At 74.0% G+C, this 15,218-nt stretch carries 11 protein-coding genes and 1 tRNA gene; 6 read left to right on the forward strand and 6 right to left on the reverse strand.

Annotated features, from left to right (window positions below):
• The first annotated feature begins 5 nt into the window (after positions 1-5).
• Genes IEY78_RS25900 through IEY78_RS25915 form a run of 4 tightly spaced genes read left to right on the forward strand, consistent with a single transcriptional unit; the run spans position 6 to position 3,847 of the window.
• Positions 6-653 (forward strand): ABC transporter permease, encoded by a 648-nt coding sequence (locus IEY78_RS25900; RefSeq protein WP_189102210.1) that lies wholly within the window; start codon positions 6-8, stop codon positions 651-653.
• A complete protein-coding gene (locus tag IEY78_RS25905; RefSeq protein ID WP_189102212.1) occupies positions 646-1,920 on the forward strand; it encodes a betaine/proline/choline family ABC transporter ATP-binding protein in 1,275 nt (424 codons plus the stop codon). Before IEY78_RS25900 ends, IEY78_RS25905 begins: the two co-directional genes overlap by 8 nt.
• Complete coding sequence (locus tag IEY78_RS25910) at positions 1,917-2,804, forward strand: ABC transporter permease (RefSeq protein WP_189102214.1); 888 nt, start codon at positions 1,917-1,919, stop codon at positions 2,802-2,804. The genes IEY78_RS25905 and IEY78_RS25910 overlap by 4 nt, the downstream gene beginning before the upstream one ends.
• Positions 2,801-3,847: a glycine betaine ABC transporter substrate-binding protein gene (locus tag IEY78_RS25915; RefSeq protein ID WP_229700177.1), complete on the forward strand. Its 1,047-nt coding sequence runs from the start codon at positions 2,801-2,803 to the stop codon at positions 3,845-3,847. The genes IEY78_RS25910 and IEY78_RS25915 overlap by 4 nt, the downstream gene beginning before the upstream one ends.
• Positions 3,848-3,942: 95 nt before the next feature.
• On the opposite strand, the gene IEY78_RS25920 is transcribed toward IEY78_RS25915, so the two are convergent.
• The 4 genes from IEY78_RS25920 to IEY78_RS25935 form a co-directional block, all read right to left on the reverse strand.
• On the reverse strand, positions 3,943-4,728 hold the full coding sequence (locus IEY78_RS25920; RefSeq protein ID WP_189102216.1) for a S16 family serine protease: 786 nt from the start codon (positions 4,726-4,728) through the stop codon (positions 3,943-3,945).
• A 159-nt stretch (positions 4,729-4,887) separates the two neighbouring features.
• Complete coding sequence (locus IEY78_RS25925; RefSeq protein ID WP_189102218.1) at positions 4,888-5,529, reverse strand: IclR family transcriptional regulator; 642 nt, start codon at positions 5,527-5,529, stop codon at positions 4,888-4,890.
• A gap of 334 nt (positions 5,530-5,863) precedes the next feature.
• Positions 5,864-7,660 (reverse strand): DEAD/DEAH box helicase, encoded by a 1,797-nt coding sequence (locus IEY78_RS25930; RefSeq protein WP_189102220.1) that lies wholly within the window; start codon positions 7,658-7,660, stop codon positions 5,864-5,866.
• 210 nt (positions 7,661-7,870) lie between these two features.
• Complete coding sequence (locus IEY78_RS25935; protein ID WP_229700178.1) at positions 7,871-9,394, reverse strand: MFS transporter; 1,524 nt, start codon at positions 9,392-9,394, stop codon at positions 7,871-7,873.
• A gap of 141 nt (positions 9,395-9,535) precedes the next feature.
• Here IEY78_RS25935 and IEY78_RS25940 point away from each other — a divergent pair, with 141 nt between their 5' ends.
• Together IEY78_RS25940 and IEY78_RS25945 are read left to right on the forward strand one after the other, a co-directional pair.
• Positions 9,536-10,399, forward strand: a complete 864-nt coding sequence (locus IEY78_RS25940) for an alpha/beta fold hydrolase (protein ID WP_189102222.1) — start codon at positions 9,536-9,538, stop codon at positions 10,397-10,399.
• Positions 10,400-10,581: 182 nt separating this feature from the next.
• Positions 10,582-10,656: transfer RNA gene (locus IEY78_RS25945), tRNA-Cys, on the forward strand.
• A gap of 108 nt (positions 10,657-10,764) precedes the next feature.
• On the opposite strand, the gene IEY78_RS25950 is transcribed toward IEY78_RS25945, so the two are convergent.
• Together IEY78_RS25950 and IEY78_RS25955 are read right to left on the reverse strand one after the other, a co-directional pair.
• Positions 10,765-13,092, reverse strand: a complete 2,328-nt coding sequence (locus IEY78_RS25950; RefSeq protein ID WP_189102224.1) for a xanthine dehydrogenase family protein molybdopterin-binding subunit — start codon at positions 13,090-13,092, stop codon at positions 10,765-10,767.
• Positions 13,089-15,176: a 2Fe-2S iron-sulfur cluster-binding protein gene (locus tag IEY78_RS25955; protein WP_189102226.1), complete on the reverse strand. Its 2,088-nt coding sequence runs from the start codon at positions 15,174-15,176 to the stop codon at positions 13,089-13,091. The genes IEY78_RS25950 and IEY78_RS25955 overlap by 4 nt, the downstream gene beginning before the upstream one ends.
• Positions 15,177-15,218 lie beyond the last annotated feature (42 nt).

Raw genomic sequence — 15,218 nt, forward strand, 5'->3', positions numbered from 1 at the left:
ACCGAGTGAGCTTCTGGGAGTACGTCGGCACCCGGCACGCCCAACTGCTGACGGATACGTATCAGCACGCCAGCGCGGTCTTCCAGTGCATGGTGCTCGCCACCTTGCTGGGGGTCTTCATCGCCGTGATGACCTACCGCAGCGAGTGGGCGGGCAACCTCGCCACCACCTCGACCGCCACCATCCTGACCATCCCGTCCCTGGCCCTGATCGGTCTGCTGATCCCGATCGTCGGCCTGGGCGTCCCCCCGACGGTGATCGCGCTGACCCTGTACGGGCTGCTGCCGGTGGTCCGCAACGCCATCGTCGGGCTGCGCGGGGTGGACCCGGACCTGGTCGACGCGGCCAACGGCATCGGGATGTCCCGCGCCGCCCGGCTCTTCCGGGTCGAACTGCCCCTGGCCTGGCCGCCCATCCTCACCGGTATCCGGGTCGCCACCCAGATGCTGATGGGCATCGCGGCCATCGCCGCCTTCGCCTCCGGCCCCGGCCTGGGCAACGAGATCTTCCGCGGGATCGCCTCGCTGGGCAGCGCCAACTCCCTCAACCAGGTGCTCTCCGGCACGCTCGGCATCGCCGTCCTCGCCCTGCTCTTCGACGCCGCGTACGTCCTGATCGGACGCCTGACCATCTCCAGGGGGATCCGTGCCTGAGACGCCCGAGACCACCAGCACCTCCGGCGCGAGCATCCGGCTGGAGAACCTGACGAAGCTCTATCCGGGGAACCAGGCCCCCGCGGTGGACAACGTCAACATGGAGATCAAGGCCGGCGAGACCGTGATCCTCGTGGGCCCCTCCGGCTGCGGCAAGTCCACCACCCTGAAGATGATCAACCGGCTGATCGAGCCCAGCTCGGGACGGATCCGGATCGGCGACGAGGACGTCACCGACATGGATCCGGTCAAGCTGCGCCGCACGATCGGCTACGCCATCCAGGCCTCCGGCCTCTTCCCGCACATGACGGTCGCCCAGAACATCGCGCTGGTCCCCAAGATGCTGGGCTGGCGCGCCACCCGGGTCAAGAACCGGGTCGAGGAGATGCTCGACCTCGTCGGACTGGACCCGGCCGAGTTCCACGGCCGCTATCCGCGCCAGCTCTCCGGCGGCCAGCAGCAGCGCGTCGGGGTGGCCCGCGCGCTCGCCGCCGACCCGCCCGTGCTGCTGATGGACGAGCCGTTCGGCGCCGTCGACCCGATCACCCGCGACCACCTCCAGGACGAGCTGATCCGGCTCCAGCACGAGCTGCACAAGACCATCTGCTTCGTCACCCACGACTTCGACGAGGCCATCAAGATCGGCGACCGGATCGCGGTGCTCCGCGAGCGCTCGCACATCGCCCAGTTCGACACCCCCGAAGCCATCCTCACCAACCCCTCCGACGACTTCGTCTCCGGCTTCGTGGGCGCCGGGGCGGCGCTCAAGCGGCTGAACCTGACCCGCGTACGGGACGTGGCCGTGGTCGACTTCCCCACCGCGAGCATCGACGACCCGCTGGAGTCCATCTTCGAACGGCTGCGCTCGGGCCCCCACAACGAACTGCTGCTGCTGGACCACAACCGGCGCCCGTACAAGTGGCTGCGCCGCGGCGACCTCGCCCGCGCCAAGGGGTCGCTGGCCCGGGCCGGCACCCTGGTGGCCGACACGGTGACCCGGGACGCGACGCTGCGCGACGCCCTGGAGGCGGTGCTCACCGACAACGCGGGCCGGGTCGCGGTCACCGGGCGGCGCGGCGAGTACCTCGGCATGGTCGACATGGAAACGCTGATGAACAACGTCCAGGAGCTGCTGGAGGCGGACCGCCTCGAAGCCATCGAGCAGCAGCACCGGCTCCACGAGCAGCGGGCCCGGCAGACCCAGCTGGCCCAGGAGGGCCTGGACGACGCGAGCGGCACGGAAGGCGGACGGGGGAGCAGGGCATGAGCCCCCGCGACGGGAGCGACCCGCACGAGCCGGCGCGGCGGCATCCCAGTGACCACGAGGCGCTGGCCTTCCGCGACGACGTGGAGATGGCGGAGCGGGAGCAGGCGGCCGGTGAGGCGCCCGTCGCGTCCCCGCCGTCCGGTGCCCGCCGGATCAGCTGGCAGAAGTGGACCTTCATGCCGGCCTTCCTGGTCCTGGCGCTGCTCGCCACCTGGCTGTGGTTCCGCGGCGCCCGGCTGGACTCCATCGCCCACCAGGCGGTGGACAACGGCAAGGTGTGGCTGGCGCTGCGCCAGCACATCCAGCTCACCGCGATCTCCACCTTCTTCGTACTGATCATCGCGATCCCGCTGGGCATCGCGCTGACCCGCTCCCGGCTGCGCCGGGCCACCCCGGTCGCGATGGCCTTCGCCAACCTCGGACAGGCGGTACCGGCCCTGGGTCTGCTGATCCTGCTGGTCATCTGGCTGGGCATCGGGGCCCATTCGGCGATCGTCGGCATGGTGATCTACGCCGTGCTGCCGGTCCTCGCCAACACCATCGCCGGGCTGCGCGGGATCGATCCGACGCTGACGGAGGCGGCCCGCGGCATCGGCATGTCCCCCACCGGGGTGCTGACCAAGGTCGAACTCCCGCTGGCCGTCCCGCTGATCCTGGCCGGCGTCCGCACCGCGCTGGTGCTGAACGTCGGCACCGCGACCCTGGCCACCTTCGGCGGGGGCGGCGGCCTGGGCGACCTGATCTCGGCGGGCATCGTCACCCAGCGGATGCCCGTCCTGATCCTCGGCTCCGTCCTGACCGTGGCGCTCGCCCTGCTGGTCGAATGGCTGGCCTCGCTCGCCGAACTGCTCTTGCGCCCGCGCGGCCTGGAGGTGGGGGAATGAGGATCCGACGCCGGCACCCGGTTCCCCGCCGCGACCACCCGGCCCCGCGCCGCCCGGGACCGCGCCGGGCCACCGCTCCGGCCGCCGCGCTGCTCGCCCTGGTCGCCCTCGCCGTCCTCGGCGGATGCGGCCTGGTCAGCGGCAGCGCGATGTCCGACCAGGTGGTGCCCGGCCCGAAGGCGGGCTACCCGGGCCGCCCGCTGACCGGGGCGCATCTGACCGTGACCTCGAAGGAGTTCACCGAGCAGATCGTCCTGGGCCAGATGATGGGGCTGGTCTTCGAGGCCGCCGGCGCCCTGGTCATCGACAAGACCAGCATCCAGGGGTCGATCGGCGCCCGGGAGGCCGTCAAGTCCGGCACCGCGGACGCCGCGTACGAGTACACCGGCACCGGCTGGATCACCTACCTCGGCCACACCAAGCCGATCGTCAACCCCCGGCAGCAGTGGAAGGCCGTCCGCGACGAGGACCGCAAGAACGGCATCGTCTGGCTGCCGGCGTCGACCCTGAACAACACCTACGCGCTGGCGCTGAACACCGCCAACCAGAAGAAGCTCGGCGTGCACAACCTCTCGGAGGTCGCCGCGCTGTCCCACAAGAACCCCGGGGCCGTGACGATGTGCGTGGAGAACGAGTTCGCCACCCGCAACGACGGGCTGCCGGGCATGGCGCGCGCCTACGGCATGCAGATCCCCTCCGCCAACATCCGCAAGATGACCGGCGGCGTCGTCTACACCGAGACCGAGAAGGGCACCTGCGCGTTCGGCGAGGTGTTCACCACCGACGGCCGGATCAAGGCCATGCATCTGCACGTCCTCGCCGACGACAAGCACTTCTTCCCCAACTACAACGTGGCCCCCGAGATCAACGCCGCGGCCCTGAAGAAGTATCCGGCCATGGCCGAGGTGCTGGCCCCGGTCACCAAGGCCCTCAACAACAGCGTCGCCCAGGAGCTGAACCGCAAGGTCGACGTGAACGGCGAGGACCCGCACGAGGTCGCGAAGAACTGGCTGATCCAGGAGGGGTTCATCAAGGAGGGCTGACCGGGGGCAGGGCCCGGCGCGTACGGCCCGGCCCGGCGCGTACGGCGCGGAGCCCCGGCGGCTCGGCGGCGGGGCAGCTCAGCGGCGGGAGCGGCTCAGCGGCCGCAGCTGGGGACCGTGCCGCCGGTCTGCAGCGCCTTCAGGGCCTTGACCGCCCCGTCGAGCGTGGTGACCGGGATCAGCCGCATCCCCTTCGGCAGCTCCGCCCGGGCGTCCGTGCACTCCTTGCGCGGGACGAGGAACACCGTGGCGCCGTCGCGGTGGGCGGCCTGGGTCTTCAGCGGCACCCCGCCCACCGCGCCGACCGCGCCGCCGGCGGTGATCGTGCCGGTGCCGGCGATGGTGCGCCCGCCGGTGAGGTCCTTGCCCGCGCCGTCGCCGTTCAGCTTGTCGACGATGCCGAGCGCGAACATCAGCCCGGCGCTCGGCCCGCCGACGTCCGCGAGGCTCAGCTTGACCTTGATGTCCTTGGACGACTTGCCGAGCTCCCCGAGCGCCGCGCTGGTGGCGGAGTTCTGCGACTCCTGCATCTGCCGGGCGTTGTGCTCGGCGATCTCCTCGGTGTTGTTGCCCACCGGGTAGACCGCCTCGCGCGGCATCACGGCCTCGTCCGTGCGGAACCAGCCCTTGACCATGTCGGGCAGATGGACGGAGGCCTCCGGGCCGGTGGCCACGATCGAGGTCATCCGCAGCTGCCCGGCCGTCTTGCGGCCGGCGGCGCCGGTGATGGTGATCACCGGTTTGCCCTTGTCGTCACCGAGGACATTGGCCGTCATGCCCGGGTAGGCGATGGAGTACGGCAGCGGCGCGAGGGCCGCGGTGACGAGGAGGGCGAGAACGACGGCGGTGCAGACCGCCAGAGCCCGGACACGTGAAGACACCCCGCCACCCTAATTGACACCCGCCTCACCTGGACGTTAAGGCGCTGCGGCCTCACCACACGGCCACGCCGCCTTCACACCCCGCGGTCACGCGGCCGGGAGACGGGCCCCGCCCGCCCGGAAGCCCACCGCCCCGTCCGGCCCGCCCGCCCCGCCGCCTCAGCGCAGCGCCTCGGAGACCTCCCGGGCCGCGTCGACCACCCGCGGGCCGATCCGTTCGGAGACCGTGTCGGCGAGCATCACCACGCCCACGCTCCCCTCGATGCCGCTCACCCCGAGCAGCGGGGCCGCGGCGCCGCTCGCGCCGGCCTCCAACTCCCCGTGCGTCAGGGCGAGTCCGGCGTCCTGGGTGCGTCCCTGCCGGGCCTTGAGGATCGCCCGGCCGGCGGCCCCCCGGTCCAGCGGATGGCGGAAACCGGCCCGGTAGGCCACGTGGTAGTCGGTCCAGGTCGGCTCCACCACGGCGACGGCCAGCGCCTCCGTACCGTCGACCAGGGTGAGATGCGCGGTGGCCCCCACGTCCTCGGCGAGCGCGCGCAGCGCGGGGAGCGCGGCCTCCCTGACCAGCGGATGCACCTGGCGGCCCAGGCGCAGCACGCCCAGCCCGACCCGGGCCCGGCCGCCGAGGTCGCGGCGCACCAGGGCGTGCTGCTCCAGCGTGGCCAGCAGGCGGTAGACCACCGTGCGGTTGACGCCGAGCTTGTGGGACAGCTCGGTGACGGTCAGCCCGTGGTCGGTGTCGGCGAGGAGTTTGAGGACGCGCAGTCCTCGGTCGAGTGTCTGGGAGGTCTCTGCGGTCACGACGCCCCCTCCTGGGTGAGTGGCGGCGCTCCGGCGCGACGCGCTGCGAGTTCCGAGCAGCGCGCACCGGAGGCCGCCGGCCGCATGGCACCGGCTGCGCTCCGCGGCGGCGCTGCCACGGGGCGTGTAGGTGAGCGGGACAGTAGCGAGCCGGTCCGGTGAGCGGAAGAGTCCGTCCAGAATCCGGTCCCCCCTGACCGGAATATCCCGATAGGTCCTGCCAGAGTGCCCGAACGTGTTTCAGCGAGCGCCACGACGTGCTACAGGCGGCGGAAAACGGCGCGGGCCGGCGCGCCGCCACCGCGGCACACCGGCCCATGGGCCGCGGGCGCACTCAGCGCATCCGCGTGGCCCACTCCCGTACCTTCTTGATCCGCTCGGTCAGCTGCCCGGCGGTGGCCTCCGCGCTCGGCGGGCCGCCGCACACCCGGCGCAGCTCGGTGTGGATCACGCCGTGCGGCTTCCCGCTCTGGTGGACATAGGCGCCGACCAGCGTGTTCAGCTGCTTCCTCAGCTCCAGCAGCTCCTTGTGCGTGACCACCGGCCGCCGCTCGGCCGGCAGCTCCAGCAGGTCGGCCTCCTCGTCGGGCCGCTTCTTGCTGTGCGCGATCTGCCGGGCCTGCCGCTTTTGCAGCAGCATCTGCACCTGGTCGGGCTCCAGCAGCCCGGGGATGCCGAGGTAGTCCTGCTCCTCCTCGCTGCCGGAGTGGGCCTGCATCCCGAACTCGGCACCGTCGTAGAGCACCCGGTCGAAGACCGCCTCCGACTCCAGCGCCTCGAACGAGAACTGCTCCTGCTCACCGGTGTCCTCGTCCTGCTCCTTGTTCGCCTCGTCCATCTCCTTCTCGGACTCGGCGTAGGGGTCCTCCTCCCCGTCCTTCTTCGGCTTGTCGAGGACGTGGTCGCGCTCGACCTCCATCTCGTTGGCGAAGCCGAGCAGCATCGGGACGGTGGGCAGGAAGACCGAGGCGGTCTCGCCGCGTTTGCGGGAGCGCACGAAGCGGCCGACGGCCTGGGCGAAGAACAGCGGGGTCGAGATGGTGGTGGCGTACACCCCGACCGCCAGCCGCGGCACGTCGACGCCCTCGGACACCATCCGGACCGCGACCATCCAGCGGTCGTGCGAGTGTGCGAAGTCGTCGATGCGCTGGGAGGCGCCGGAGTCGTCGGACAGCACCAGGGTGGCGCCCTCGCCGGTGATCTCCCGGATCAGCTTGGCGTAGGCCCGCGCCTGCTCCTGGTCGGAGGCGATCACCAGGGCCCCGGCGTCCGGGATGGACTTGCGGACCTCGCTCAGCCGGTGGTCGGCGGCGCGCAGCACATTGGGCATCCACTCGCCGCGCGGGTCCAGCGCGGTGCGCCAGGCCTGCGAGACCGCGTCCTTGGTCATCGGCTCGCCGAGCCGGGCCGCGATCTCGTCGCCCGCCTTCGTCCGCCAGCGCATGTTGCCGCTGTAGGAGAGGAAGATGACCGGCCGGACGACGCCGTCGCCGAGCGCGTTGCCGTAGCCGTAGGTGTAGTCGGCGGAGGAGCGCCGGATGCCGTCGTTCCCCTCCTCGTACGTCACGAACGGGATCGGGTTGGTGTCGGACCGGAAAGGCGTACCGGTCAGCGCGAGCCGCCGGGTGGCGGGCTCGAACGCCTCCAGGCAGGCCTCGCCCCACGACTTCGAGTCGCCGGCGTGGTGGATCTCGTCGAGGATCACCAGCGTCTTGCGCTGCTCGATGCGGTTGCGGTGCAGCATCGGCCGCACGCCCACACCGGCGTAGGTGATCGCGACGCCGTGGTACTCGCGGCCCAGCGGCCCCGCGCTGTACTCGGGGTCGAGCTTGATCCCTATCCGGGCCGCCGCCTCCGCCCACTGCTTCTTCAGATGCTCGGTCGGCGCGACGACCGTCACCTGCTGCACGACGTGGTGGTGCAGCAGCCACGACGCGAGCGTGAGCGCGAACGTCGTCTTGCCGGCTCCCGGCGTCGCGACGGCGAGGAAGTCTCTCGGCTGCGTCTCGATGTAGCGGTCCATGGCCGCCTGCTGCCAGGCGCGCAGCTTGTTCGCGGTACCCCAAGGGGCCCGTCCCGGAAAGGCCGGGGACAGGTGATGGTTATTGGTGGCGCTGGTGGTGGTAGTCACGGTCTCCGTCGGCTGAGGTCGGCGATCGGCAACCGCGTCAGCCTACCGGTGCGCCGGTTCACGCTCCGGGGGTACCGCACCGGGTCACCCCGGGGTGGGACCGAGGTCACATCTGTGTGCGGGTGGACGGGCCCGTGAGCGGTGTCGCGGGCGGACGGTCCGGTCCGGTTCGATCCAGGGCGGACGGTCCGGCCGAGGGCCGATGCGGCGTCACGCCTCCCCGGGCCGCAGCCGGCCCGTCACCCCGGCACCGGCCAGGGCCACCACCGCCATCGCCGCGAACACGGCCACGAACGCCGCCGGATGGCTCGCCCCGCCCGCCCCGGCGGAGGCCACCGGCCCCTCCGCCGCGATCGAGCCGCCGCCGAAGGCCACGAACAGCGCGCCGCCGATCCCGACGAAGGTGACGTTGCCCAGCGCGTCCGACATCTGCAGCGACGCGGAGTTGCTGCCCGCGTCCTCCGGGCGGGACAGCGTCAGCAGCAGCACGCCGCCGCTGGAGATGTTCAGCCCCATGCCGAAGCCGCCGACCGTCCACGCCACCGCCACGATCCAGGCCGGCACCCCGTCGAGCAGCGCCAGCGGCACCGTCGCGATGGCCGCCGCCAGCAGCACCATGCCCAGCCCCATCAGCCGCTCCCGGTGCGGCTCCAGCCGCGGCCGGCTCTGCGCGTACGAGCCCAGCGCCCAGGTCACCCCGCCCCCGGTGAGCGAGAGCCCGGCCAGGGTGGCGGACAGCCCGCGCTGGGTGACCAGCATCAGCGGCACGAAGCTCTCGGCCGCGACCAGCGCCCCGGCGGCCAGCCCGCGCATCAGCACCACGGTCGGCAGACCGCGCGCCGCCCGGAACGTGCCGCGGGGCAGCAGCCGCACTATCGCCGGCACCAGCAGCGCCAGCCCGGCGGCCGCGGCCGGCAGCGCGAGCCGGACCGGCTGCCGGCCCGCGTACTGGAGCAGGCAGGCGCCCACCGCGACGGCCAGCGCGAGCCGGCAGCGGCGGCTGCCCAGGATCCGCCGCATCCCGTCGTCGGGGCCCGGACGGGTCCGCGGCAGCGCGCGCAGCGCGGGCAGCATCACCGCGAGCGGCAGCAGGATCAGCACGGGGATGGAGAGGAACACCCAGCGCCAGCCGACCTGTTCGGTGACGGTACCGGCGACCACCGGACCGACGATCACCGGCAGCACCCAGGCCGCCGAGAACGCCGCCATGATCGAGGGCCGCAGCCGCTCGGGATAGGCACGCCCGACGACCACGTACAGCGAGACCACCACCAGCCCGCTGCCGATGCCCTGCACCCCGCGGCCCGCGATGAACATCCCCATGCTCCGCGCGCCGCCCGCGACCAGCAGCCCCGCCCCGAACGCGGCGATCCCGGCGAACAGCGGCACGAGCGGCCCGCGCCGGTCGCTCCACTCCCCCGCGAGCGCCATCGCGAACAGGCTCGCCGTGAAACAGGACGAGAAGGCGAAGGCGTACAGACCGATGCCGTCCAGCGCGCGGGCGGCCACCGGCATCGCGGTGTTCACGGCGATCGCCTCGAAGGCGACCAGCGAGACGACGGAGATGATGCCGAGCGTCAACGCCCGGTGGGCCCGCCCCAGCACCCCGCCGGCCGCCCCGTCCCGCGGGGCCGCGTCCTGGCGGCCGCCGCCGGTCGCGCCCTCGCCGGTCGCGGCACCGGCAGGGGCGTCGGCGCCGGCAGCGATGTCGTGGGGGCGGCGGTCAGCGGTCATCGGGCCAGCGTAAGAGGCAACCGGCGGCCGCACCCCTGTCGGGGGGCGGGTTTCGGCTGGGCCATCGGTCCTACGCCGCGCGGCCCGCGCGGGTGCTCCCGCTCCGCCCCCTCTCCCCCGCACGTGGGGCAAGCTGGGGGCATGCCGCACTTCCGTACGTACGACGACGCCGAGCTCCACTACCGCCTGCTCGGCCCGGCCGACTCGCCCCTGCCGCCCCTGGTCTGCCTGGCCGGCGGGCCCGGCCGGGACGCCGAGTACCTGGGCGACCTCGGCGGGCTGGCCGCCCACCGGCAGCTGATCATCCCGGACAGCCGTGGCACCGGCGCCTCCCCCGCCGCCGACGACCCCTCCCGCTACGCCTTCCCGCAGCTCGCCCAGGACCTCGAAGCCCTCCGCGCCCACCTGGGCCTGGAGCGCTTCGCGCTGCTCGCGCACGACGCCGGGGCCGCGGTCGCGCAGGCGTACGCGGCGAGCCACCCCCAGCGGCTGACCCGGCTGGTCCTGGTCTGCCCCGGCTCCCGGCTCCAGGGCGAACTCCCCGAGGACGCCCGGGAGATCTTCGAGGCACGCGCTCACGAGGACTGGTGGCCCGAGGCCTCGGTCGCGGTCCAGCAGCTCACCGCGGCCTCCGACATGGGCGAGGTACGGGAGCTGCTGTTCGCCGCCGCGCCCCTCGCCTACGGCCGCTGGGACGAGCCCCAGCGGACCCACGCCGCCACGGAGGGCGCCCAGTTGGGCCCGGTCCCGCGGGCCGGCTTCTGGCAGGGCGTCGACGAACAGCTCCGCCTGGCCCTGCTGGCCGCCCTGCGCGAGGTGACCTGCCCGGTGCTGGTGCTCACCGGCGACCGCGACGCGGTGGCCGGCATGCGCGCCGGCGAGTTCGTCGCCGAGTCCTTCCCCGACGCCCGCGTACGCCCCCTGCACGAGGTCGGCCACTACCCCTGGGTCGACGAACCCGCCCTGTTCGCTCCGCTGGTGGAGGACTTCCTGCACACGACATGAGGCGCGGGCGGCGTCCGGCCCCCCGTCCGCGGCGCGCCCGCATGAACCCCGCGTTGCGCCGTGTTGCTGCGTGTTGCCCCACGTTGCCCGGTGTTGCCCCGCATGACAGCTCCATGGCGCCCCGCCCCGCACCCTTGCCGACCGCCCCGCCCCGCCGCCTACAGTCGGGACCAGCACAACCCGGCCGTGTGCCCGAGTGGTTCAGGGGCTCGCCTGCAAAGCGAGTGACGTGGGTTCGAATCCCGCCACGGCCTCCAGGCACCGCAGGAGCGTGTGCCGTGCACGCCGGTGGTGTGCGAGGCCCGGGGGCGGCCCCAACAAGCGTGGGGACCGCCCCCGGGTCGTGCCGTTTGCGGCTCCGGCCCCTACTGCTGCACGGTCTGTGCCACCGCCGCCTGCGGGCGGATCGGGAGGCGGCCGATGGGGCGGCCGGTGGCGGCGCGGACCGCGGAGGCCACGGCGGCCGGTGAGGTGACGACCGGGACCGCGCTGGCGGGCTTGGCGCCGAAGGGGGCCACCACGTCCCGCTCCTCGACGAGTTTGACGATGCGGATGTCCGGGGCGTCCAGGGCGGTCGGCAGGGCGTAGCCGGTCAGGTCGGGATGGCGGACCTGGCCGCGGGCGGTCCGCAGGTTCTCCATCAGCGCCGCGCCCAGGCCCTGGGTGACGCCGGCCTCGATACGGGCCCGCAGCTGGCGGGGGTTGAGCACCCGGCCCACGTCCTGGGCCACGGTCATCTCCACCACCCGGATGGTGCCCAGCTCGATGTCGACATCGGCGACGCAGCGGATCGCGCAGAAGGCGATCCCGACGAACGCGTCGCCCTGGCCGCTCTCGTCCAGCGGTTCGCTGGGGTGCGGGCGGCACTGGGCGGTGGCCCACAGCTCCTTGCCGTCCAGCGCCTCGGCGACGGTGGTGCTGAGCACCCCGTCGTACGAGGTGATCTTGCCGTCGTTGATCTGCAGCAGCTCGGTGGACATGCCGAACTTGTGAGCCAGCGGCTGGAGGAGCTGGGTGCGGACCATCTTCGCGGCGCGCTCGACGGCACCGCCGGAGACCCAGGTGTGCCGGCCGTGGCAGGCCGGGCCGGCCGGCGGCTGGTCGGTGTCGACGGGTGCGATATGCACCTCCTGGACGCCGAGCGTCTCCTGCACGATCTGCCGCGCCAGGGTGGAGAACCCCGAACCGGTCTCGACGGCGGCGCAGATGACGGTGGCGACCGAGCCGCTGACCTTGACGGTGGCGGTGGAGACCTCGTCGGTGCCCTCCGCGCCGAGCATGTGCACCATGCCCAGGCCGTAGCCGACGCCGCGGCGCACCGCGCCCGGCTCCCCCGCGCCCTCCGGTCCGCCCGGCAGCAGCCACTCCGCTTCGGGCGCGTCCTTGGGCAGCTCGGGAAGCGGCGCCTCCTTGACGGCGCGCAGGAGTTCGGCCACCGGGGCCGGGCAGGTCACCGTCTGCCCCGTGGGCAGCAGATCGCCGGTGGCCATGACGTTGCGCAGCCGGATCTCGTCGGGCTCCAGGCCCAGCCGGGCGGCCAGCTTGTCCATCTGGCCCTCGTAGGCGGCGCAGACCTGCATCGCGCCCTCGCCGCGGACATGGCCGGACGGCGGGTTGTTGGTGCGCACCGCCCAGCCGTCGACGACGGCGTGCGGGACGACGTACGGGCCGCAGGAGAAGGAGACGGCGGCGGCCAGGGCGTCGGCGGAGGTGTCCGCGTAGGCCCCGGCGTCCATCAGGATCTGCGCCTCCACCTTGACCAGCTTGCCGTCGGCGTCCGCGTGGTGGCGGTAGCGCAGCAGCGTGGGGTGGCGGTGGGCGTGGGTGAGGAAGGACTCCTCGCGGGTGGCGGCGAGCTTGACGGGGCAGCCGGTGCGCAGCGCCAGCAGGCCGAGCGCGAGCGAGACGCCGGGGTCCTCGCGGTCGGCGGTGGCGCCGGGGACGCCGGTGACCACGACCTTGACCTGTTCCGGTGCGAGGCCGAAGGAGGCGGCGGCCAGGTCGCGGTCGGTGTGCGGATCGGTGGAGGCGGTGTAGATCTCCACGCCGCCGTCGGGGCGCGGCACCGCGAGTCCGGCCTCGGCCCCGATGGGCGCCGGGTCCTGGCGGCCGATCCGGTAGAGCCCCTCGACCATCACCTCGCCCATGGCGTCGGCGTCGCCGAAGCGGAGCGGGATGTGCCGGATGAGGTTGCCGTCCGGGTGCAGCGGCTCGGCCTCGAAGGCCAGTTGGGGGTCGGTGACCGCGTCCAGGACCTCGTACTCGACGGCGATGGCGGCGGCGGCCAGCCGCGCGGTGTCGGGGTGGTCGGCGGCCACCGCGGCGATCGGCTCGCCGTGGTGGCGGACCTCGTCCTTGGCGAACACCGGGCGGTCGGTGGTGCCCCGGCCGTGCGCGGCGTCGCCGGGGACGTCCTCGTGCGTGACGATGACGCGGACGCCCGGCATCTCCACGGCGTGCTTGGTGTCGATGGACAGGATCCGGGCGCGCGGGTGCGGGGAGCGCAGCACCGCGGCCCACAGCAGCCCCTCGGCCCACAGGTCGGCGGCGTACGGGAAGGTGCCCTCGGTCTTCGCCGCGGCGTCCGTGGACGGCAGGGAGACGCCCAGGCCGTGCGGCGGCTCCTCGGGGATCCGGACGCCCGCCGCAGGGGTCGCGGTGACGGCACCCGCGCCATCGGACGTGCCACTCATGCCGAGCCTCCCGAGTGCGGATCCTGGTGGTGCGGGGCGTGGCCCGTGGGGTCGGCGGGGCCCGCCTGGTGGGGGATGCGGGCGGTGTCCGCCGGTGCGTCCCCGCCGGTCTCGTCGTCCGCGGCCTCGGCGCGGGCCTTGACGACCTCCTCGACGGCGTCCAGCACTCCCCGGTAGCCGGAGCAGCGGCAGAGGTTGCCGCACAGCGCCTTGCGGGTCTCCAGCTCGCTGGGGGCGTGGTTGCCCTCCAGGAGGTCGTGGACGGTCATGGCCATCCCCGGTACGCAGAAGCCGCACTGGACCGCGCCGGAGGCGGCGAGCGCGCGCTGGACGTCGGAGGGCACACCGTTCTCCGCGAGGCCCTCGACGGTACGGACCTCGCTGCCGGCCGTGGTGGCGGCGGGCACCAGGCAGGACGCCACCAGCCGGCCGTCGACCTGGACCGAGCACGCCCCGCACTCGCCCTGTGAGCAGCCGTCCTTGGCGCCGGCCAGGCCGAGGCGCTCGCGCAGGACGTAGAGCAGCGACTCGCCGATCCAGGCGTCGGTGACCGGCCGGTCGATGCCGTTCACTCGCAGGACGAAGGAGGCGGCGGGGTGTTCGTCCTGGGGGTCGTGGGACTCCTGGACGTCGTGGGATGCATGGGATTCGTGGGAGTCGGGGCCGGGGTCCGGCACCGGGGCGGCGGGGGCCACGGCGACGGCGTCGGCGGCGGGGTGTCCTTCGCCGGTGGTCGCGTCGGTGGTGCCGTCCGTGGTGCGGTCGTCCGCCGCGGGGGCCTCGCCGGTGGCGGCGCCGTCCTCCGCGTCCGCGCGGTCGTCGGGCTCCGGGTGGGCGCCGGGCCGCGCGACGGCCTCGGCGGGCTCCTGAGGGGCGTCCTGCGCCGTGCCGCCGTCCCCGGGCGCGGCGGACCCGGCGGGGGCGAACTCGGCCGGATCCCGCGGGGGTTCGCCGTCGGCCTCCGGGGCGGGCCATCCGCCCGTGCCGGGCATGTCGGGCATGTCGGCTGCCACGTCGGGCCGTTCGGCGGCCTCCTGGCGCTGCGGCGCCGCGTCCGGCGGCTCCGGCGCCTCGGCGGCCGGCGGCCCGGGGGCCAGCGCGTCGGCCGGCAGCGACCAGTGCCCGGTCGCCTCGCCGGCCGCGGGGCGCAGGTCGCCGCCCGTCGCGTACGGGTCGCCGCCGCCGGGGAGTTCGGGCTCGGCGCCGTGGCCGGCGAGGCCGCGCTCGCGGGCGTACGGGTCGCCCGCGGGGACGCCGTAGGGGTCGTGTGGCTCCGCGCCGTGCGCGGGCTCCTGCGGCGGCGCGGGGTGCGCCGCCGTGCCGTGCGCGGCGTCCGCACCGGTGGTGAAGTTCCAGTGGCCGGTCCGGCCGGCCTCCTCGGCCTCCGCCGGATTGCCGGTCCCGTCGTACCCGCCCGGGTACCCGCCGCCCTGGTAGCCGGTGGCGCTCCCGGCCCCCGGATGCCCCGGATGAACCGGGTGACCCGGATGGCCATGGACGCCCTGATAGCCGCCGGAATGCCCCGTGTGCCCCGTGAACTCGTCGTCGCCGAGCAGGTATTCGCCGGACTCCTCCGGCCCGTCGTCCGCCGCAGCGGGGACCGACCAGGTCCCCGTGCCGCCCGCCTCGGGGCTGCCCGCGACGGGCCAGTCCACCCGCTCGCCCCACGGCGGGGCCGCCTCGGGGGCGCCGCTGTGGTACGCCGCGGAGTGGCCCTGGTGGGCGGCCTGTTCGTGGGCCGGGTAGCCGGCGGACGGGTCGGCGTAGCCGGCCGAGGGGTCCGCGAAGGGCATCGTCCACTGGCCGGTGGCGGCCGGGTCGTCGCCCGCGGCCGGGGCCGGGGGCCGGCCGGCGTGCGGGGTGAAGGAGGACGGCGGGGTGTAGCCGTGGCCGGGGGCGGCCAGCGGTTCGGTGCCCGGGCTGCCGTACTGGGGCGCCCTGCCTTCGTAGATCCCGCTGGTGAAGCCCTCCGGGAGCTGGACGAAGGCGGTCGCCTCCGACTCGTACTCGCCGCCCTGGGGCAGCGGCTGCCAGCCCTGTTCGGGATGCGGCTGGTACGGATGGCGGTTGTCGGCGTCACTCATGCCGAGCCCTCGCTTCGCTCGGCCCCGCGTGCGCGGGGCGCG

This window comes from Streptomyces kronopolitis, assembly GCF_014646275.1.
GTDB classification, from domain to species: domain Bacteria; phylum Actinomycetota; class Actinomycetes; order Streptomycetales; family Streptomycetaceae; genus Streptomyces; species Streptomyces kronopolitis.